Source organism: Paenibacillus sp. FSL R5-0527, from assembly GCF_038008055.1.
GTDB lineage: Bacteria > Bacillota > Bacilli > Paenibacillales > Paenibacillaceae > Fontibacillus > Fontibacillus macerans.
Genome location: NZ_JBBOYI010000001.1, coordinates 3,877,239 through 3,896,401 on the forward strand (window position 1 = coordinate 3,877,239; position 19,163 = coordinate 3,896,401).

The 19,163-nt window shown below is 54.8% G+C and carries 17 protein-coding genes and 1 pseudogene; 16 read left to right on the forward strand and 2 right to left on the reverse strand.

From position 1 onward, the window contains the following. Positions 1 to 207 precede the first annotated feature (207 nt). The 11 genes and pseudogenes from NYE69_RS17000 to rnc all read left to right on the forward strand — a co-directional run bounded on the left by NYE69_RS17000 (position 208) and on the right by rnc (position 8,363). Positions 208 to 735, forward strand: a complete 528-nt coding sequence (locus NYE69_RS17000) for a YceD family protein (RefSeq protein WP_328273394.1) — start codon at positions 208 to 210, stop codon at positions 733 to 735. 55 nt (positions 736 to 790) lie between these two features. Beyond that, positions 791 to 964 (forward strand): 50S ribosomal protein L32, encoded by a 174-nt coding sequence (gene rpmF, locus NYE69_RS17005; RefSeq protein WP_009222962.1) that lies wholly within the window; start codon positions 791 to 793, stop codon positions 962 to 964. A 69-nt stretch (positions 965 to 1,033) separates the two neighbouring features. After that, positions 1,034 to 1,174 carry a hypothetical protein gene (locus tag NYE69_RS17010; RefSeq protein WP_328273393.1) on the forward strand — a complete coding sequence of 47 codons (141 nt, stop codon included), beginning with the start codon at positions 1,034 to 1,036 and terminating at the stop codon, positions 1,172 to 1,174. A 269-nt stretch (positions 1,175 to 1,443) separates the two neighbouring features. Next, positions 1,444 to 2,038: pseudogene (fapR, locus tag NYE69_RS17015) on the forward strand (transcription factor FapR). Beyond that, positions 2,022 to 3,008, forward strand: coding sequence for a phosphate acyltransferase PlsX (plsX, locus tag NYE69_RS17020; RefSeq protein WP_340927146.1), 987 nt, complete (start codon positions 2,022 to 2,024; stop codon positions 3,006 to 3,008). The pseudogene fapR and the gene plsX overlap by 17 nt, the downstream one beginning before the upstream one ends. 13 nt (positions 3,009 to 3,021) lie before the next feature. Next, the gene (locus NYE69_RS17025; RefSeq protein WP_340930424.1) at positions 3,022 to 4,008 is read left to right on the forward strand and encodes a beta-ketoacyl-ACP synthase III; all 987 of its coding nucleotides are present in this window, start codon (positions 3,022 to 3,024) and stop codon (positions 4,006 to 4,008) included. A 48-nt stretch (positions 4,009 to 4,056) separates the two neighbouring features. Then, entirely contained in the window at positions 4,057 to 4,992 is a 936-nt protein-coding gene (gene fabD / locus NYE69_RS17030) for an ACP S-malonyltransferase (protein WP_340927147.1), read from the forward strand. Positions 4,993 to 5,227: 235 nt separating this feature from the next. Continuing rightward, entirely contained in the window at positions 5,228 to 5,977 is a 750-nt protein-coding gene (gene fabG, locus NYE69_RS17035; protein ID WP_340927148.1) for a 3-oxoacyl-[acyl-carrier-protein] reductase, read from the forward strand. Positions 5,978 to 6,045: 68 nt separating this feature from the next. Then, entirely contained in the window at positions 6,046 to 6,279 is a 234-nt protein-coding gene (gene acpP, locus NYE69_RS17040; protein ID WP_019638123.1) for an acyl carrier protein, read from the forward strand. 127 nt (positions 6,280 to 6,406) lie between these two features. Further along, positions 6,407 to 7,645: a beta-ketoacyl-ACP synthase II gene (gene fabF, locus NYE69_RS17045; RefSeq protein WP_124332706.1), complete on the forward strand. Its 1,239-nt coding sequence runs from the start codon at positions 6,407 to 6,409 to the stop codon at positions 7,643 to 7,645. Positions 7,646 to 7,658: 13 nt separating this feature from the next. Further along, entirely contained in the window at positions 7,659 to 8,363 is a 705-nt protein-coding gene (gene rnc, locus NYE69_RS17050) for a ribonuclease III (RefSeq protein ID WP_340927155.1), read from the forward strand. A 452-nt stretch (positions 8,364 to 8,815) separates the two neighbouring features. Here rnc and NYE69_RS17055 read toward each other — a convergent pair whose 3' ends face one another. Beyond that, positions 8,816 to 10,213, reverse strand: a complete 1,398-nt coding sequence (locus NYE69_RS17055) for a helix-turn-helix transcriptional regulator (RefSeq protein ID WP_340927156.1) — start codon at positions 10,211 to 10,213, stop codon at positions 8,816 to 8,818. 375 nt (positions 10,214 to 10,588) lie between these two features. On the opposite strand from NYE69_RS17055, the gene NYE69_RS17060 reads away from it, so the two are divergent. Further along, on the forward strand, positions 10,589 to 11,215 hold the full coding sequence (locus NYE69_RS17060) for a stalk domain-containing protein (protein ID WP_328272120.1): 627 nt from the start codon (positions 10,589 to 10,591) through the stop codon (positions 11,213 to 11,215). Between the two features lie 70 nt (positions 11,216 to 11,285). Here the strand turns inward: NYE69_RS17060 and NYE69_RS17065 are convergent, their stop codons facing one another. Then, positions 11,286 to 12,719: a serine hydrolase gene (locus NYE69_RS17065; protein WP_328272119.1), complete on the reverse strand. Its 1,434-nt coding sequence runs from the start codon at positions 12,717 to 12,719 to the stop codon at positions 11,286 to 11,288. Positions 12,720 to 12,900: 181 nt separating this feature from the next. Between NYE69_RS17065 and smc the strand changes: the two genes are divergently transcribed. The 4 genes from smc to NYE69_RS17085 all read left to right on the forward strand — a co-directional run bounded on the left by smc (position 12,901) and on the right by NYE69_RS17085 (position 19,123). Then, a complete protein-coding gene (gene smc, locus NYE69_RS17070) occupies positions 12,901 to 16,473 on the forward strand; it encodes a chromosome segregation protein SMC (RefSeq protein WP_340927157.1) in 3,573 nt (1,190 codons plus the stop codon). A gap of 344 nt (positions 16,474 to 16,817) precedes the next feature. Beyond that, positions 16,818 to 17,813 (forward strand): signal recognition particle-docking protein FtsY, encoded by a 996-nt coding sequence (ftsY, locus tag NYE69_RS17075; protein WP_328272117.1) that lies wholly within the window; start codon positions 16,818 to 16,820, stop codon positions 17,811 to 17,813. Positions 17,814 to 17,913: 100 nt separating this feature from the next. Next, on the forward strand, positions 17,914 to 18,561 hold the full coding sequence (gene trhA, locus NYE69_RS17080; protein WP_036622178.1) for a PAQR family membrane homeostasis protein TrhA: 648 nt from the start codon (positions 17,914 to 17,916) through the stop codon (positions 18,559 to 18,561). A gap of 208 nt (positions 18,562 to 18,769) precedes the next feature. After that, positions 18,770 to 19,123 carry a putative DNA-binding protein gene (locus NYE69_RS17085; protein ID WP_328272116.1) on the forward strand — a complete coding sequence of 118 codons (354 nt, stop codon included), beginning with the start codon at positions 18,770 to 18,772 and terminating at the stop codon, positions 19,121 to 19,123. Positions 19,124 to 19,163 lie beyond the last annotated feature (40 nt).

Genomic DNA, 19,163 nt, shown 5'->3' on the forward strand with positions numbered 1-19,163 from the left:
TACTCGCTCATTTTTTACCCAAATAGCGTCGCTCACAACCGTTGGTTTTTTTCGTGCTTTTTACGCTTTTGCACTTGTTCTGCGCTTAAGCGCCGATTTATGTGTTGTGCCGCTTTTCCTACAAAATATACCACGAATTAAGCTATATTGTTGACAAAACTTGCTTGAAATCGGTATAATAAATTTTGTTTGCTTGGAGTGATGCTGATGTTTATTCATTTTCGCCAGGTGTCATCGTCGGAAGCTCCGGTGGAGATCCATCAGACCTTGGATGTCAGCCGGATTATTAAAGGCCGCAGGGACATTACCGGGATCAGTCCGCTTCAGGTTGATCTGCGGGCGGAAGCCTCCGGCGGCGGAGTGGTCGATGTCAAGGGCAAGCTGACGGCCGAACTCGACATGACTTGCTCCAGATGTCTGAAGCCTTTGAAACGCACGGTCGCAGCGGAATTTGCAGAGAGCTTCAAACAAAGTGACGATCCCGAGATGGACATGCAAGCGCAGGACGAAGACGACGATCTGCAATATGTCGCCGAGGACAAATTGGACTTGACGCCATATGTGGAGGAAACGTTATTGCTGAATCTGCCGTTTGCCGCTGTCTGCAAGGAATCCTGCAAAGGGCTTTGCCCCAACTGCGGAGCCGATCTGAACGAACGGGAATGCGGCTGCAACACCGAAGTGATCGATCCGCGCCTCGCAGCGCTCGGTGATTTTTTCAAAAACAAGCAGTAAAACACGAATAAAGCACACCGTGAAATGGGTTGACTTGAATAAGGAGGTGGGAACCATGGCAGTACCTCAACGGAGAACGTCCAAAACGCGCCGCGACAAACGCCGCACGCACTTTAAATTGGCTGTGCCGGGCATGGTGAAATGTGAACAATGCGGAGAATTGAAGCTTGCTCACCACGTATGCAAAGTTTGCGGAACATACAAATCGAGAGAAATTATCGGTCAATAAGCTGTATCATGAATTCCAAGTAGTACTTCATTTCGGTGAGGTGCTATTTTTTTTGCCGGGAGGTTCCGCGTGAATGGGGGAAGAATTTCCGGGCAGCCGCTTCCCGGGCAGCCGCTTCCCGGCCGCTCCGCGGAGGTTGCCCGAAAATCCCCGGCCCGCAACGTTTCCGGCAATGCCACTTTCTTTTTGCCCCGGGATGTTTTATACTAAAATTTAGTACCAGGTTCTAATGCTAAAAATAGATTCCTGCAAAAGTGCAGTTTTTTTCGGCGTGAATGATGAACGGCGAGGGAAGGCCTGCAGCTCCTGCAGTTTTGCGGGAATTTGCGTTAATTCGCTTGGACAGCCGCAAAGAACTGCAGTTTTGCAGACTTTGGACGACATGTTTTGGAAATTTGGAAGTATAGAGGGCTTAGCCGGTTCAGTTCAGTGACGAACTGTCTCTATGATCATCAGGGAGGGGAACACCCATCGAACGTTTGCCCAAAAAGGCGAGACAGCAGCAGCTCGTCCAAATTATCGAAGAAAATCCGTTCATCACGGACCAGGAGCTCACCCGGCGGCTGAAAGTCAGCATTCAGACGATCCGGCTCGACCGGATGGAGCTCGGGATCCCGGAGCTGCGGGAGCGGATGAAGCTGATGGCGGAGCGTTCTTACGACCAGGTCAGGTCGCTGCCGCTCCATGAAGTCATCGGGGAAATCGTGGACCTGCAGCTGGACAAAAGCGGGATCTCGATCTTTGAAATTCGCGAGGAGCATGTGTTTTCCCGGACCGGCATCGCCCGCGGCCATCATGTATTCGCCCAGGCCAATTCCTTGGCCGTCGCCGTCATCAATGACGAAATCGCGCTGACGTTTTCCGCGGATATCCGCTTTATCCGTTCGGTGCATTTGGGGGAGAAGTGCATCGCCAAAGCGTATGTGCGCTCTTCGGGGCAAAAGGGGAAAGCCAGGGTAGAGGTTTTTACATATGTCGGCGAAGAGATGGTGTTTCAAGGAAACTTCGTCATTTACCGTTCTACGGGAGAGGACAGACATGAAGGAGGAAAATCATCATGAGAATCGCCATTGATGCCATGGGCGGGGATCATGCGCCGCAAAGCACCGTCGAGGGGGCGCTGGCCGCGGCCAGGGAATGGAGCGACACGGAGATCGTGCTGGTCGGCAAAGAACAGGTGCTAAAGCCGATGCTGGAGGGCGCTCCGGCCAATCTGCGCATTCATCCCGCGGAGGAAATTATCGAAGCGGAGGATGAGCCGGTCAAAGCCGTCCGGCGCAAAAAGGACGCTTCGATGGTCGTCGCCGGCCGTCTCGTCCGCGAGGGCGAAGCCGATGCGATGATTTCGGCCGGCAACACCGGCGCGCTCATGACCACCGGGCTGCTCGTCGTCGGCCGTATGGAAGGGATCGAGCGGCCGGCGCTGGCGCCGATGATCCCGACCGTCGACGAGCGCGGCGTGCTGGCGCTCGATCTTGGCGCTAACATGGACGCGAAGCCGGAGCATTTGGCTCAGTACGCGCTGATGGGGAGCGTTTACCGCGAGAAGGTGCACGGGATCGCGAAGCCGCGCGTCGGGCTTTTGAACGTCGGCACGGAAGCGATGAAGGGCAATGAGTTGACTAAAGCGGCTTATCCGCTGCTGGAGGAGCTGCCGGTCAACTTTGTCGGCAATGTGGAAGCCCGCGATATTTTGACCGGCGCTTGCGATGTGCTGGTGTGCGACGGGTTTGCCGGCAACATTTTGCTTAAATCGCTGGAAGGCACGGCGGGCACGCTGTTTTCGATCCTGAAGCGGGAATTTACGAAATCATGGAAAAACAAGCTGGCCGCGGCGGTGCTGATGCCGTCGCTGCGCGGGCTGAAGCAAACGCTCGACTACAAGGAGCACGGGGGAGCCCCGCTGTTGGGGCTTGGCGGACTTGTCGTCAAAGGGCATGGCTCTTCGGACGGAGGAGCGATCAAAAACGCCGTGCGCCAGGCGCGTTTAGCGCTGCAAAACAAACTGACGGAGAGCATAGCACGGGAAATCAGCGGGAAGTGAGTGATTGAAGCTAATGAAGTTAAGTTCGGTAGGGATTATCGGGACCGGGAAATACGTTCCCGAAAAAGTGTTGACGAATGCCGATTTGGAAAAAATGGTGGATACCAATGACGAGTGGATCGTGTCGCGGACGGGCATCCGGGAGCGCCATATCGCCGCTCCGGAGCAAGCGACGTCCGACCTGGCGTATGAGGCCGCAGTGCAGGCGTTAAAGTCCGCGGGCTTGGCGGCGGAGGATCTGGATCTGATTATCGTGGCCACGATTACGCCGGATATGGCGTTTCCGTCCACGGCCTGCATTTTACAGGATAAGCTCGGGGCCAAAAAAGCGGCCGCGTTCGACCTGTCCGCCGCCTGTTCGGGGTTCGTTTACAGCATGGCCGCGGCCAACGGTTTTATTCAGACGGGAATGTACAAAAACGCTTTGGTGATCGGCGCCGACACCTTATCCCGCATCACCGACTATACGGACCGCAATACATGCGTGCTGTTCGGCGACGGCGCGGGCGCGGTCGTGCTCGGCGAGGTGCCGGAAGGACGCGGCTTCCTCTCTTTCGACCTGGGCGCGGAAGGCGCCGGCGGCGTGCAGCTTAACCTGCCTGCGGGCGGCTCCCGGCTTCCGGCTTCGGAGACGACGGTTGCGGAGCGTAAGCATTACCTTTATATGAACGGCCGCGAAGTGTTCAAATTCGCGGTACGGGTAATGGAGAACGCGACCGAGGAAGTCTTGCGCAAAGCGGGCAAGAGCAAAGAGGACATCGATTTGTTCGTGCCGCACCAGGCTAATATCCGCATTATTCAATCGGCGATGCAGCGGCTGAATTTGTCGGAGGAGAAATGCGTCATTAATGTAGACAAATACGCCAACACGTCGGCGGCTTCGATTCCGCTCGCGCTCGTTGAAGCGGCGGAGGAAGGCCGGATGAAGGAAGGCGACACGCTGCTGCTCGTCGGTTTCGGCGGCGGCTTGACCTGGGGGGCTTCCGTGCTGGTGTGGTAAGCCGCCGGGTTTGACAAAGGGTATTTTTTAAATGGGGAGTGCTACAAGATGGGCAAATTGGCATTTGTTTTTCCCGGACAGGGTTCCCAAAGCGTCGGAATGGGTAAGGATATATATGACGCGCTGCCTTCGTCCCGGAACTTATTTGATATCGCGGATGAAAAATTGGGTTTTCCGCTGACCCGGCTTGTTTTTGAAGGGCCGGAAAGCGAATTGAAGCAGACGGCCAACACGCAGCCGGCGCTGCTTGCGACCAGTGTGGCGCTGCACCAGGCGTTTGCGGCCAAAGGCTTTGCGCCGGATTATGTCGCCGGACACAGCCTGGGCGAGTACAGCGCCTTAACGGCGGCCGGGGCGCTTGCTTTTGAAGACGCCGTCTCGATCGTGCGCGCTCGCGGCGAGTATATGGAGCAGGCCGTGCCCGGCGGGCAGGGGGCGATGGCCGCGGTGCTTGGCGGCGAACGCGAAGCGCTGGCCCAGCTCTGCGCGGATATTACCGCCGGCGGAGCGCTGGTCGAGCTCGCCAACGTCAACTGCCCGGGGCAGATCGTCGTCTCCGGCAGCAAGGAAGGCGTTGCGCAGGTCGCCGAACGCGTCAAGGAGATCGGGGCCAAACGGGCGATCCCGCTTGAAGTCAGCGGACCGTTTCATTCCTCGCTGATGAGAGCGGCGGCGGAGCGTCTCTCGGACAAGCTTGCGGGCGTAACGTTTAAGGATGCTTCCGTTCCGGTCGTTGCGAATGTGACCGCAAGCCCGGTTCAAAGCGCGGGCGATATTTCCAAGCTGCTTGTTGAGCAAGTGTATTCTCCCGTGCTTTGGGAGGACAGCGTTGCCTGGCTGATTGCGCAGGGCGTAGACACCTTCGTGGAGATCGGGCCGGGAAGCGTGCTTACCGGACTTATCAAAAAAATCGACAAATCGGTGCGTCTGTTCAACGTGAGCGGCCTTCAGAGCCTGGAGCAAACCGCGGCCGCGCTGGGATAGCGTTCAGACCCGCATCTGATGCTAAGGTGCGGATCGCCGCAAAGGAGCGATACGGCTGGCTGAAGGATCCGGCGTTTCGGCGGCAAGCCGGCCGGATGGAGAGCAGCGGGCCGTGCTTCAAGAATGGCGACATAGACAAAATGGAAATTTCATAAAGTACGAGTTCAAAAAGTCAGGTTTTCAAAAGATGATTGTTTGAACAACCTCTAAAATTTGCTGAAAGGAGATGAACATGATGAGTAGACCGCTTCAGGGCAAAACCGCCCTCGTTACCGGAGCGTCGCGCGGCATCGGGCGCAGCATCGCGCTGGCGTTTGCCGCAGCCGGGGCCGATGTGGCCGTCAATTATGCCGGGAACGAACAGGCAGCGGCGGGCGTTGTCGCCGAAATCGAGGCGCTTGGCGTCAAAGCGTACGCCGTCAAAGCCCATGTCGGAAGCAGCCAGCAGTTTGAGGATATGGTCAAAGGCATGCTGGACGCCTGGGGCCGGATCGACATTCTGGTGAATAACGCGGGCATTACTAGAGATAATTTAATTATGCGCATGAAGGAAGAAGAGTTCGATCAGGTCATCGAGACGAATCTCAAAGGCGTATTCAACGGCATTAAAGCCGTGACCCGGCCGATGATGAAACAGCGCTCCGGGCGCATCATCAACATTTCCTCGGTCGTCGGCGTGCTCGGCAATGCGGGGCAGGCCAATTACGTAGCGGCCAAAGCCGGGGTTATCGGTCTGACGAAATCGTCGGCCCGCGAGCTGGCCTCGCGCGGTATTACGGTGAACTGCATCGCGCCCGGGTTTATCGAAACCGACATGACCGACAAGTTGTCTGATGAACTGCGTCAAAGCACGCTGGCCGGCATTCCGCTGGCGCGTTTGGGCCAGCCGGAGGAAATCGCGAATGTCGCCGTATTTCTCGCTTCGGACGGCGCGTCCTACATGACCGGACAAACGCTCCATGTCGACGGCGGGATGTATATGTAATTGCATCCCTCGCTTCTATGGCATTTTAGCGGCAATTCTCGTATAATACCAAAGAGGAGGTGAACCGGATGTCCGATGTATTGGAACGCGTAAAACGCATTGTAGTGGATCGCCTCGGCGCTGACGAAGCCGAAGTGACGCTGGAAGCGTCTTTCAAAGATGACCTTGGTGCTGATTCGCTCGACGTAGTTGAATTGGTCATGGAGTTGGAAGATGAATTCGATCTGGAAATTTCAGACGAAGATGCTGAGAAGATTACGACCGTAGGTGAAGTTGTAAACTACATACAATCTCATACCTAATGTCATTCCAAAGTCCCGTACCTCCTTATAAGTAGGCGGGACTTCTCCTCATTTTGACATGAGGTCGTTTTCTTTTTTTAAAAAACATTTGCATGGTACACATGTAGTCCATACGAGGTGAGTGTGTTTGAGGCATAGAGTAGTGATAACGGGGATGGGCGCCATAACCGCGCTCGGACAAGATCTGGATACGTTTTGGAACAACCTGGTGCAGGGGAAGTCCGGCGTTTCCGCTATCGACTCGTTTGATGTTAGTGAATATCCGACGCGCATTGCCGCATCGGTGAAAGACTTTAATCCCGAAGATTACATGGACCGCAAGGAAGCGCGGAAAATGGACCGCTTTGTTCAGTTTGCCACGGCGGCAGCCAAAAGCGCTTTGCAGGACAGCGGCTTGAACATTGGCGAGCAGGCCGACCCCGAGCGTGTGGGCGTGATGATCGGTTCAGGGATCGGCGGTCTCGGTACCTGGGAGGATCAGCATAACATTTTGCTGGAAAAAGGCCCGAAGCGCGTGAGTCCCTTTTTTATTCCCATGATGATTGCGAATATGGCTTCCGGTCACGTCTCGATTTTGTTCGGCGCCAAAGGGCCCAACACGACGACGGTGACGGCGTGCGCTACCGGAACTCATTCCATCGGCGATTCGTACAAGCTCATCCAGCGGGGTGACGCCGATGTGATGATTTGCGGCGGCGCGGAGGCGACGATCCGCCCGACCGGTCTGGCGGGATTCTGCTCCATGCGGGCGATGTCGACGCGCAATGACGAGCCGGAGAAAGCGAGCCGGCCGTTTGACCTTGAGCGCGACGGGTTCGTTATGGGCGAAGGCGCGGGGATTTTTATTTTGGAAGAACTGGAGCACGCGAAGAAGCGCGGCGCGAAAATTTACGGCGAGATCATCGGCTACGGGCTTAGCGCGGACGCTCACCATATGACCGAACCGGACCCGAACGGGCCGGAGCGCTGCATGAAGATGGCGATCCGCGATGCCGGCATCGCGCCTGAGCAGATCGATTATATCAACGCCCATGGCACTTCGACGCCGGTCGGCGACCGCTCGGAAACGATCGCGATCAAAAACGCGCTGGGCGATCACGCCTACAAGGTGGCCGTCAGCTCGACGAAGTCGATGACCGGGCATTTGCTGGGCGCAGCGGGCGGCGTCGAAGGCGTGATTTGCGGACTGACGCTGAAGCACGGCGTAATCCCGCCGACGATCAATCTGGAGCATCCGGACCCGGAATGCGATCTGGATTACGTTCCCAACGTAGCGAGAAAGGCCGATGTGCGGGTGGCCATGTCCAATTCCTTCGGTTTCGGCGGACACAACGCCACGATCATTATGAAGAAACTCGAAGCATAAGGGGTTAAGTCCGGTGAATGGAGATCTGAAGCAGTTACAGCAAAAACTTGGGCTGTCGTTCCAAAACAGGCAGCTTTTGAAACAGGCCTTCACCCATGCATCTTACGTTAACGAGCACCGCTTCAGTCAGTATGAGGATAACGAGCGCCTGGAGTTTCTTGGCGATGCCGTGCTTGAATTGACCGTTTCGGAGCATTTATACCGGTTATTTCCGGACCGTCCCGAAGGCGAACTGACAAAGCTGCGCGCCGCGATCGTATGCGAGCCGTCGCTGGTGAGATTCGCCGAAAGTCTGGAATTCGGCCATTACGTATTGTTAGGGAAAGGGGAGGAACTGACGGGGGGACGGACGCGCCCGGCGCTGCTGGCCGACGTGTTTGAGTCTTTTATCGGCGCGTTATACCTGGATCGGGGCCTGGAAGCCGTTACTGCGTTCCTTCATCGCCATGTATTTTCCCAGCTGACCTTTGACGGGAAACTGCAGACGAGCGATTACAAAACAGAGCTGCAGGAGCTGACGCAGCATCATAATATGGGCACGCTGGAATACCGGATCATCGAAGAGCGGGGGCCCGCCCATGAGCGCGAATTCGTCTCCGAAGTTTGGATGGAAGGCCGCGCGCTCGGCCGGGGAACCGGCCGGTCCAAAAAGGAAGCCGAGCAGCAGGCCGCGGCTGTAGCGCTGAATGTGTTGAAGGCGTCCGATTCCCGAGATTAAGTCGCGAAATAAAAAGGCTGCTCCGCAGGTTTTGGAACCTGGGAGCAGCCTTTTTTGTGTAGAGGAGCTTTATTCCTCTATTTTAGAAATGTAGGGGTCCATTGTAGAAGGAATAGTTGCAAGATGTACAACTTACTGATCCGGAAATACTGCCACAGCATTTGATAAAGTGTAAAACCTGCAGTTGCTCCGCTACTTTTTGAAAAAGAGACAAAGAGAAGAGGAAATAATTGTATGAAATGCGATTAAACGAATGATTGAGCAAATGGAAGCAAAGTGAGTTGTACGATTTGCGATTAAAGGTCAGAACCAGGCCGGTCAAGCATGGAGGTTAAGCCGATATTGGCTCTGCGAAAGTTAAATTATGATCTCAACCGCCGCCTACTCCATGTATCATTGTTTTGATCAATGCTTGAGTGTAATCAGCAGATAAAGCAATGAGGAAAATGAAACTAAACGCTGCTGAGCACATTGTCATAATCTTTTTCATTGAGCTTCTCCACCACCTTTCTAATCAGAAATTTGTATTTTTGTCTTTCCTCTTCTCCAGCATTATGGCGATTTTGTTCAAATAAATCCACACAGCGAACTACGTTGCTTTCACAGTTAATACTGGCTGAAAAGTCCAAGCTTTGCAGTAATAGTTCAATGCCTTCGCGCCGTTGACGTTGTAAGTAGTAATTTGCTAATTCAAATAGAAATCTGGCGTACTGGTCTGTTGTTATTTGTTTATTATAATCACCAAATCGGCTTCGATGAGCTTGATAAGGAATATGAGCAGAGAGACGCTCAAGAACGTTGTCCACATTCCAGCAGTATCGGTTTGCTGCCTGCAAAATTTTGTATAAAGCCTGGGTTATTTCGCCTCTCCTAGTTAAAATACACTCTACATAATCAGGTAATACTTCGATATCTCCGCTCATTACACGGTACAAATAGGAATTGGCCGTTGCCCACTCCTGAAATTGCTCTGCTGTTTGCTTAGCTGTCTCATCTTTTTCCTGTATCCAGCTGCCATCCGCATAGTAAGCAACAAATTTTAGGGCCTGTTCATAGTCATTACATTCTTCGCAAACCGCCGAGCGCAACAAATGTGAATACATAATGTAAAAATACAAGGGTCTCTTCGACCGCTTCTGCTCGGGTTCTTTACGTGCCGACTGACAATGATGCTTGTACTGAATGGAAGCGATTCTATGCATTTCCTGAGCGATTTCATCTACCTTTTTCCATTGGTGCAATGAATAATAAATATGAGCAAGTTGTTTGAGAGCGTCCAATTGATCGGCAACATCCAGCCGGCTTACATGATCTTCAAACTGTGCTGCTGCCCTTAAATTACTATCTTGATCATCGCTTAAAGCAATTAGGAAAAGCCGATAATGGCACATCGCAAGCCGCTCCGAGTGCTGCATTTTTTCGCTCATCGCCACGTTTTCGTACAGGATGGCGGCGGCCTCCTTCCGCCCGCGATGGAAAAAATCCTCCGCGGCTTCGAACAACAGGGGCAAATACATGAGGTTGTCAAGTAAAATACCCGTGACCTGCCGAATGCATTCCAGCTTGTCCAATTCCGCGCACCGGTCCAAAAAAGGGCGGACCCTCCGCCAATCGGGTGCGGTTTGGGCGAGAAATTCCTCAATATACTGTTCGTAAAAATAACCTTTGGGTAAAGCCAACGCGGCGGTGATCGAATCTAGATGCGGCGCGCTCAACAAGCGTTTCCCGTTTAAAATCGAGCTTAACGAGCCGGTGTTGATTTCGGCTTTTTGGCTTAACCGGTGTAAGGTTAAACCGTTTTGCCCCATAAAATTTTTGATTTGCGTAAGAATCGAGGTTGTATGATTCAAATAAACCACCCCTTAAACCCCGCGCTGATTCAATGGAAGACGCGAAGCTAATCAACGGATTCGCTTCCGTTATATAGTAAATATAGCCATATTTTGAAGGTTGGTCAATGGGTTAAATTGAACCAATAAGTTAATTTTTTGTGACGAAAAATCAATTTGCAAAGATCAAGCCGGACAAACCGGCTATTTTAACCTGGATTAAAGCAAATAACGCCGCTCGATAGCCGTAAGAATTTAGCAAGTTCATTTTTCGTAAAATAGCGGCGGCTGCAACCGTTAGATTTCCGGCAGGCCAATACCGGCTGGCTTGAAGGGAAATTTTACTGGCCGGTCAAGGAGATCAAGGAGATTAAGACGGGATATAATCGCCTGTATATGTTGAAGGATGACGGGACTGTTTGGCAGTGGAATTACAACACGGGTCAGTCGGCCAAACCGTTTCAGGTAAAGGGACTCACCGGGATCAAGGCGATCGGGGGCACTTACGATCAAACCGGGTATGCGATCGGCAAAAACGGAAAACTGCTGGCATGGGGCGACGGCTACTACTCCGGCATGGGAACGGACAGCGGCTCGCAGCAGATCAAAGACGGCGGAATTGCTCAAGTGCTGCCTCCTATTTCATTTAAGGTCAACGGGCAGGATGTGCAATTTTACGCGACGGCGGCTATCGTTGACGGCAAACTGTACGTACCTTATAGTAGTGTATTTGAAGCGCTGGGCGTCAAAACCAAAACCGTGCCGTCCAAACCCGATCCGAAAAACTACAATCGGTCCTATTCAGTGGCATCTTTCGCTTATAACGGGCAGACCGTGGCATTTCAACAGAGCAGCCGGCCGGTGCTGCTGATAAACGGGAAGGCGGCGAAGGAGGAGGTTAAGCTGCCGTTCCTGGCCAACTCCACACTGTACCCGCTTGAGCTAATCTGCGAGAAGCTGGGAATCCCGCTGGATTGGCACCGGGAGACCGGGGAAGTTCGTCTCGGCGGAAGTTCGCAATAAATCGATATGCGAAAAGATCGAAGACAGGCTCTTTTATCAGAGCTCTGATCTTCGATCTTTTTTTCGGTTCCTATTTAACCAGCCCGCGCAAGTTATCCATCAGCTCCAGCATATCGATCCCGGCGTGGTTGCCGAGCAGGATGATCGTAACGCCTCCGCCGGCTTCCCGGGACAACCCTGTGGCGTAGCCCGTGCCGCTGCCATTATGAAAGACGATCGTACGGTCTCCCTGCTGCTTAATCATCCAGCCGTATCCGTAGTTTTTTTCGGAATAGGGGGTGAACATCTTTTCCAGCGAAGCTTTTTGCAGCACTTTATTCGTATTTAAGGCCAAATCCCATTTCAACAGGTCGTCCACGGTGGAATACAAACTGCCCGTCCCCGAGGGGGAGACGTAATCGCCCGCGAGCGTCCAATCCTTCCCTTGACGGATATAGCCTTTAATGACCTGAGTCGATGCATCCGCTTCTCCGGTATCGTCCATATTGAGCGGCTGAAAAAACTGCTGATTCAGATAATCCCCATACTTCATCCCGGATACCTGCTCAATGATGGAAGCAAGCAGCACATAACCACCGTTGCTGTATTTGAATTCGGCCCCGGGTTCCGCCAGCAAGGGTTTGCTTTTGATCGCGTCGACCGTCTGCTGCAGCGTCATGCCTTGTTCTCGGGGAATGTTGGAAGTTATCCCGGAGGTATGGGAGAGCAGCATATGAATGGTGATCCGGTCGCCGGACGGAAATCCGGGTATGTAGGATTCCAGCGTATCGTCCAGCTTGAGTTTGCCCTTTTCGGCCAGCTTCATAACCGCGGCGGCGGTAAACGACTTGGTCAAGGAGGCGATGCGCGATTTTTGGTCGGCGTGGACAAGCCGGTTTTCATCGCTGTAGCCGTAGCCTTTACGGAGCAGGATTTGCCCGTTTTTGGCGATCAGGGCGATGCCCGAATATTGTTGATCGATCAAATATTGGTCCGCTTGTTTGGTTTTTGCGGAAATGAGCGTTGCCGTGTCACGCGTCAGATTGACGGAGGTCCCCCCGGAAAGCGAAAGAGTTGAAAGGTCGGCTTTCAGAACTTCGGCCAGCGTTCTTAGCGGCACCATCGTCTTTCCGTTCTTTTGAAAAGACGGCAAAGCGGCTTGAACGGAATAAGAGTTCACCTGAAAAACGGCCGTTCCCGGCCGATGCTGAATCGTATCGCCATTGAGCTTCAGTTCGGTAACGCGTTCGGCAGGGTTCCAGCGCACGGTAGCGCCAAGCTGTTCGGCGGTTTCCCTTAACGAGACAAAGGTTGCGCCTTTGTACATCAACGGCTCGACACTGGTTACGGCCTTTCCTTCAAAGGCGATTTGCGATACGGCTGCGGCGTTTGCCGTGGCCGCCGGATAGAGAACGGCGCCGGCCGAAAACGTAATGGTTACGGCTAGGGACAGAATTGCGGCGGTGCGCCCAGCTCGGCTTTGGTTTTTGGAGTAGTTGCGGATCGATTGCATGTAGTGCCTCATCATCAGAGCTCCTTTTACCGAATATTAGTATGTCTACCAGACTAGCAAAACGTGCCGGAGAATTCAAGAGGCTAGGCGGGCGATCAAGGCGGACTCTCGCTTGTCTCGGCGCCCGCTCGTTTGCCCTGTGCTCCGCGCCTTACTGTATGTTACAATAGTCGTTAGAGGTGATCGTGAACGTATGTTTTTGAAACGGATCGAGCTAGCGGGTTTCAAATCATTCGCGGACAAGACGGAAATGGAATTCGTCCGCGGCATTACCGCTGTAGTAGGACCAAACGGCAGCGGTAAAAGCAATATTTCCGACGGTATCCGCTGGGTGCTCGGGGAACAAAGCGCCAAATCGCTTCGCGGCGGCAAGATGGAGGATATCATTTTTGCCGGCAGCGATGCGCGCAAGGCGGTGAACTACGGGGAGGTTTCGCTGACGCTGGACAACGGCGACCAGGCGCTGCCGCTCGATTTCAGCGAAGTGACGGTAACCCGGCGGGTCCACCGCAGCGGGGAAAGCGAATATTACATCAACAAGCAGGCTTGCCGCCTGAAGGATATTACCGAGCTGTTTATGGATACCGGGATCGGCAAAGAGGCGTATTCGATCATCGGACAAGGCCGGATCGAGGAGATTTTGAGCACGCGTTCGGAGGATCGCCGCGGGATCTTTGAAGAGGCTTCGGGAATCGTGAAGTACAAAAGCCGCAAGCGCGACGCCCGCCGCAAGCTGGATGATACGGAGCAAAACCTGCTGCGGATTCACGATCTGATCAGCGAGCTGGAGGATCAAGTCGGGCCGTTGAAGGAGCAATCGGAAAAAGCGCTGAAATACAAGGAACTGCGCGAGCAGCTGAAAAATAAAGAGATTTCGCTGTACGTCCATCAGATCGAGCAAATTCATGAGTCCTGGAGCGAGGCCAACGCTAAACTCACCAAGCTGCAGGAAGAACAGCTCGCTTTGTCCACGGTCGTATCCGCCCATGACGCCAAACTGGAAAGCGACCGCTTGGCGCTGCGGCAGGTCGAAGACCGGATCGAACAGCTGCAGGCGCAACTGCTGGAGTACAGCGAAAGCTACGAAAAAAGCGAAGGCTACGGCGAGGTGCTCAAGGAACGGGCCAAAAACCTGGCCCAGAACCGGGAGCAGCTGCGGCAGTCTTTAGCGGTCAGCGAGGAGCGTTACGCTCAGCGTTCGCAGGAGCTGGAGCAGCTTACGGCCAAATTCGCCGCCGCCGAGCAGCAGCTTCAGGAGCTGCGCCGCGAGCTGGCGGATGAAGAGGCGAAGCTGATCGGGGTAACCGGGGGCATCAGCCAGGCCCAGGAGGAAGGCCTGAAGGGCCAGCTGCTGGAGATCATGAATCAGATGGCGCAGGCGCGCAACGAAATCCATTATGCCGAGCAGCAGAAGGAAAGCGTAAAGCGGCGGATGGATCGGGCCGAAGAGGAAGGCGTCAAGTGGACCGAGGAGCAGCAGCGCCTGAAAGCGCGCAAAAGCGAGCTGGAAGCGGCGCTGGAGAAGCTGGGGAAAGAGATTTCCGATTTGCGCGGCAAATATATCCAGGAAAGCGAACGCCACCAATCGCTGCAGAAGCTCGTGGAGGAAAGCCAGGGCGGCATTCGCAAATGGGAGCAGAAACGCGAAGGTCTGGTGTCGCGCCGCGATACGATGAAGGAAATGGAAGAGGATTACGACGGCTTTATGCTCGGCGTCAAGGAAGTGCTGAAAGCCGCCAAGAAATCGGTGCTGCCCGGGGTGCACGGGGCCGTGGCCGAGCTGATCCGCGTTCCCGAAAAGCTGGAAATCGCGGTGGAAACGGCGCTCGGCGGGGCAATGCAGCACATCGTCATGGAGAACGAAGCCGTGTCCCGGCAGGCGATCGCCTTTCTGAAGCAGCGGCAGCTTGGGCGGGCTACGTTTCTGCCGCTCGACGTCATCCGCCCGCGGCAAATTTCTCCGGCGGACAAGCGGCTCATGGAGGACGCCGAAGGCTTCGTCGGCATCGGCGCCGAACTGGTCGGCTATGAACCGCGTTACGCCGATATCGTCGGCAGCTTGCTGGGCAACGTCGTGTTTGCCACCGATTTGGAAAAAGCGAACAAAATGGCGGCCCGCTGCCAATACCGCTTCCGGATCGTTACGCTCGAAGGCGATGTCGTCAACGCCGGCGGTTCGATGACCGGGGGCAGCCAGCACCGCAAGAACAGCAACCTGCTGGGCCGCAAGCGCCAGTTGGACCAATTGGCCGCCGACATCCGCGAAAGCGAGGAAATGCTGGATAAGCTGCGCAAAGGCCTGGCCGATGTCCGCAGCCAGGTCGCCAAGTCGGAGAGCGACCTGAACCGGCTGCGCGAGGCGGGCGACGCCAAGCGGGCGGAGGAACAAGCCGTCGCCGGCGATTTGAAGCAGGCTCAGCACGAATGGCGGCATGTATCGGAGCAGTTCGAGCTCTACGGCCAGGAAAAAGGCCATTACCAGAAAGAGCTGGAGGAGCTGGAGGCGACGAAAAAAGCGGCCGAGGAACGCCTCGCGGAGCTGGAAAAAGAGGAGCAGTCCGTGCAGCAGTCGATCCGCGCGGCCGAATTTGCCCGCAAAGCGAGCGAATCGGCGAAGGAAGAGCTGCAGGACTTGCTGACCGGACTCAAGGTCCGCGAAGGCAAGCTGGATCAGGAATGCTCCTCGCTTCGCGAACAGCTGCGGCGCGCCGAGGAAGAATACAAAATCCAGCAGCGCGAACTGGAGCAGAACCGCACGATCCTGCAGTCGATCGAAGCGGATTTGCAGCAGAACGAAGAGCAGAGCGTGCGGCAGCGTGAAGAGCTCAACGATTTCAAGCTGAAGAAGGAGCGCGCCGGCGAGCAGTTGGAAATGGAGCGCGCGTCGCGGACCGTGTTCATGAAGAAGCTGGAGGAAGGCGAAAGCGAGACGAAAGAGCAGCGGATCGGTCTGAAGGCCGTGGAAGAGCAGCTGCGGCAGACGGAAATCCAGGCCAACCGGCTCGACGTGGAGCTGGACAACATTTTGCGCAAGCTGTCGGAAGACTATGAGCTGAGCTACGAATTGGCCAAGCAGCGCTACGCGGTGCCGGAGGACGTGCCGCAGACCCAGGCCGAGGTGAAGGAACTGAAGCGGCAGATCACGCTGCTCGGCGAGGTGAACCTCGGCGCGATCGAGGAATACAACCGCGTCAACGAGCGGTATCAGTTCCTGACCGAGCAAAAGGACGATCTGGTAGAAGCGAAAACGACGCTGTATCAGGTTATCCGCGAAATGGACGAGGAAATGTCCAAACGGTTCAAGACGACGTTTGACGCCATCCGGCGCGAGTTCGTCATCGTCTTCTCCAAGCTGTTTGGCGGCGGCCGCGCCGATTTGGTGCTGCTCGATCCGGACAACCTGCTGGAGACGGGGATCGATGTGGTCGCCCAGCCGCCGGGCAAAAAGCTGCAGAACCTGCAGCTGCTCTCCGGGGGAGAGCGCGCATTGACGGCGATGGCACTGCTGTTTGCCATTCTGCAGGTGAAGCCGGTGCCGTTTTGCGTGCTCGACGAAGTCGAGGCGGCGCTGGACGAAGCGAACGTGTCGCGGTTTGCCCAATATTTGCGGGAGTTTTCCGAGCAGACGCAGTTTATCGTCGTGACGCACCGCAAAGGTACGATGGAGGAGGCCGACGTGCTGTACGGCGTGACCATGGAGGAAGGCGGCGTTTCCAAGCTCGTTTCGGTCAAGCTGGACGACGAGGATACGATGGAAATCGCTTGATCCGGGGATGCGAAGCCCCTGAAGCAACTGGCGCAAAATTGCCTGGCGGCAAGCATTGTGCGATAATGAAGAGGGCCGCCCGAAGTGAACTAACGGCATTTTATGGCCTTATTTCAGGGCAACCGAGCGTCTTTTCAAAATTAACGGTAATCCATGGCGCTATTTTGGAGACAAGCGTGAATAAAGCGGATTTTGCGTAGGTTTTCCAGGGATAGCGCCATATTATTGCGCTATGTTGCGGGCGACGTCCGAATGGATTTAAATAACGCCCTTTTTTTCCTTTAAGTTGTGATAGGATCGCTACATATACATACCCGGACAGACCAAAGGAGGATATAGCTTGTATGAGTTTCTTTAAGAAACTGCGGGAAAGCATCGCGGCAAAAACGGAATCGGTAACGAAACAGTTCAGGGACGGTCTGGAAAAAAGCCGCAAGGGCTTTGTCGAGAAGGTCGCGGAGCTGGTTACCCGCCGCAAAAAAATAGATGAAGAATTTTTCGAGGAGCTGGAGGAAATCCTGATCGGCGCCGACGTGGGCGTGAATACGGTGCTGAAGCTGATCGACGATCTGCGCAAAGAAGTCAAGCAGCGCCGGATCGAAGACCCGGCCGAACTGCAGCCGCTGCTGTCCGAAAAGCTGACCGAGCTATTGCGCGGCGATGAGGACAACGAAATACATCTGAGCCAAGACGGGATCAGCGTTATTTTGTTCGTCGGCGTCAACGGCGTCGGCAAAACGACGACGATCGGCAAGCTGGCGCATTACTACAAGCAGCAGGGCAAAAAAGTAATTCTGGCGGCGGGCGATACGTTCCGGGCCGGGGCGATCGAACAGCTTGAGGTGTGGGGCCAGCGGGTTGGCGTCGATGTGATCAAGCAGCAGGCCGGATCAGATCCGGCGGCGGTCATGTTTGACGCGGTGCAGGCGGCCAAGCAGCGGGGAGCGGACATTCTGCTCTGCGATACGGCGGGCCGGCTGCAGAACAAGTCCAACCTGATGGAGGAGTTGAACAAAATTTACCGCGTCATCCAGCGGGAAATTCCCGGCGCGCCGCATGAGGTGCTGATGGTGTTGGATGCGACGACCGGCCAAAACGCCCTGAACCAGGCCAAGCTGTTCGGGGAAAAAAGCGGCGTCACCGGGCTTGTGCTCACCAAGCTGGACGGCACGGCCAAGGGCGGGATCGTCGTCGCGATTCGCCAGGAGCTGAGCCTGCCGGTGAAATTCGTCGGCCTCGGCGAGAAGATCGGCGACCTGCAGAAGTTCGATTCCGAGCAGTTCGTACACGGACTGTTCGCCGGGCTGATCAATGACGAAGAGGCTTCGGCGGAAGCCTGATTCGGAGATGGGCGAAGCTCATGCACCGTATGAAGGCCGATAACGTAGAATGGTAATAGCCCAGATTTTTTAGCAAGGCAAAAATAAGGAGGTGGCAGGGATGGCGAGTACGCATACTTTTGACCGCAGGGAGGAAATCGCCAACGCCGTGACGCACGGGATCGGAGCGCTGTTGAGCGTGGCCGCCCTGGTGCTGCTGATCGTGTTTTCCAGCATCAAGGGCACGGCTTGGCATGTTGTGAGCTTTACGATCTACGGGGCCAGCATGCTGCTGCTCTACCTGTGCTCGACGCTGGTGCACAGCTTTAAAGAAGGCAAAGCGAAGGATTTGTTCGAGTTTTTGGACCACTCCTCCATTTACATCTTCATTGCCGGGACGTATACACCTTTTTTGCTGGTGGTGCTGCGCGGCCCGCTCGGGTGGAGCCTGTTCGGGACGGTGTGGGGGATTGCCCTGCTCGGCGTCGTGTTTAAAGCTTTTTTCGTAAAAAGATTCCTGTTTTTGTCGACGGTATTTTACCTCATTATGGGTTGGCTGATCGTGATTGCGTGGGGGCCGTTAACGGCGGCTGTCGCGTCCCAGGGCATCGTTTTGCTCGTTACGGGCGGCGTTTTGTACACGCTGGGCACCGTGTTTTACGTCTGGCGGGGATTTCCGTACCACCATGCGATCTGGCATCTGTTCGTGCTGGGCGGGAGCGTTACTCATTTTTTTGCGATCCTGCTGTATTTGCTTCCCCATCACTGAGTTTACATCTTTGACAGCCGCTTTGCGCCCCGTTCGCAAGGCGGCTTTATTGTTGTTTTCGGGATGTTTATTACTGCGTAAGCGGCGGTGTACCGGGCTTTTCAACATGTTAAGGGAAAATGCTTGACATCTTATCCGGCACTGAGGTATCATAGGAAAAGTTGATGCGCTGTAAAGTGTTTTTCCTTGACGGAGGGGGAGTGCCCAAATGAGTCAAGAGAATAGACTTGAGAAGACGAACCGGATCAACCTTTTGTTTGATTTTTACGAAGCGCTGCTGACGGAAAAGCAGCAGACTTTTTTACGATATTATTTTCTGGACGACTTTTCGCTCGGCGAAATCGCCGCGGAGTTTGAAATTAGCCGCCAAGCGGTGTTCGAGCACATTAAACGGGCCGAAGGCATGCTGGAAACGTATGAAGAGAAGCTTGGGCTGCTTAAGAAGCACGAGGCGCGCAGCGGCGTATTGTCCCGCCTGGAGAAGCTGGTGGAAGGCAGCGCGATGTCGGCGCCCGATAAAGAAGAAGCGAAAAATTTGCTTCGCCGGGCGGAGCAATTGTAATATGGCGTTAGGAAACAAATTTTAGCGAATGGAGGTGACG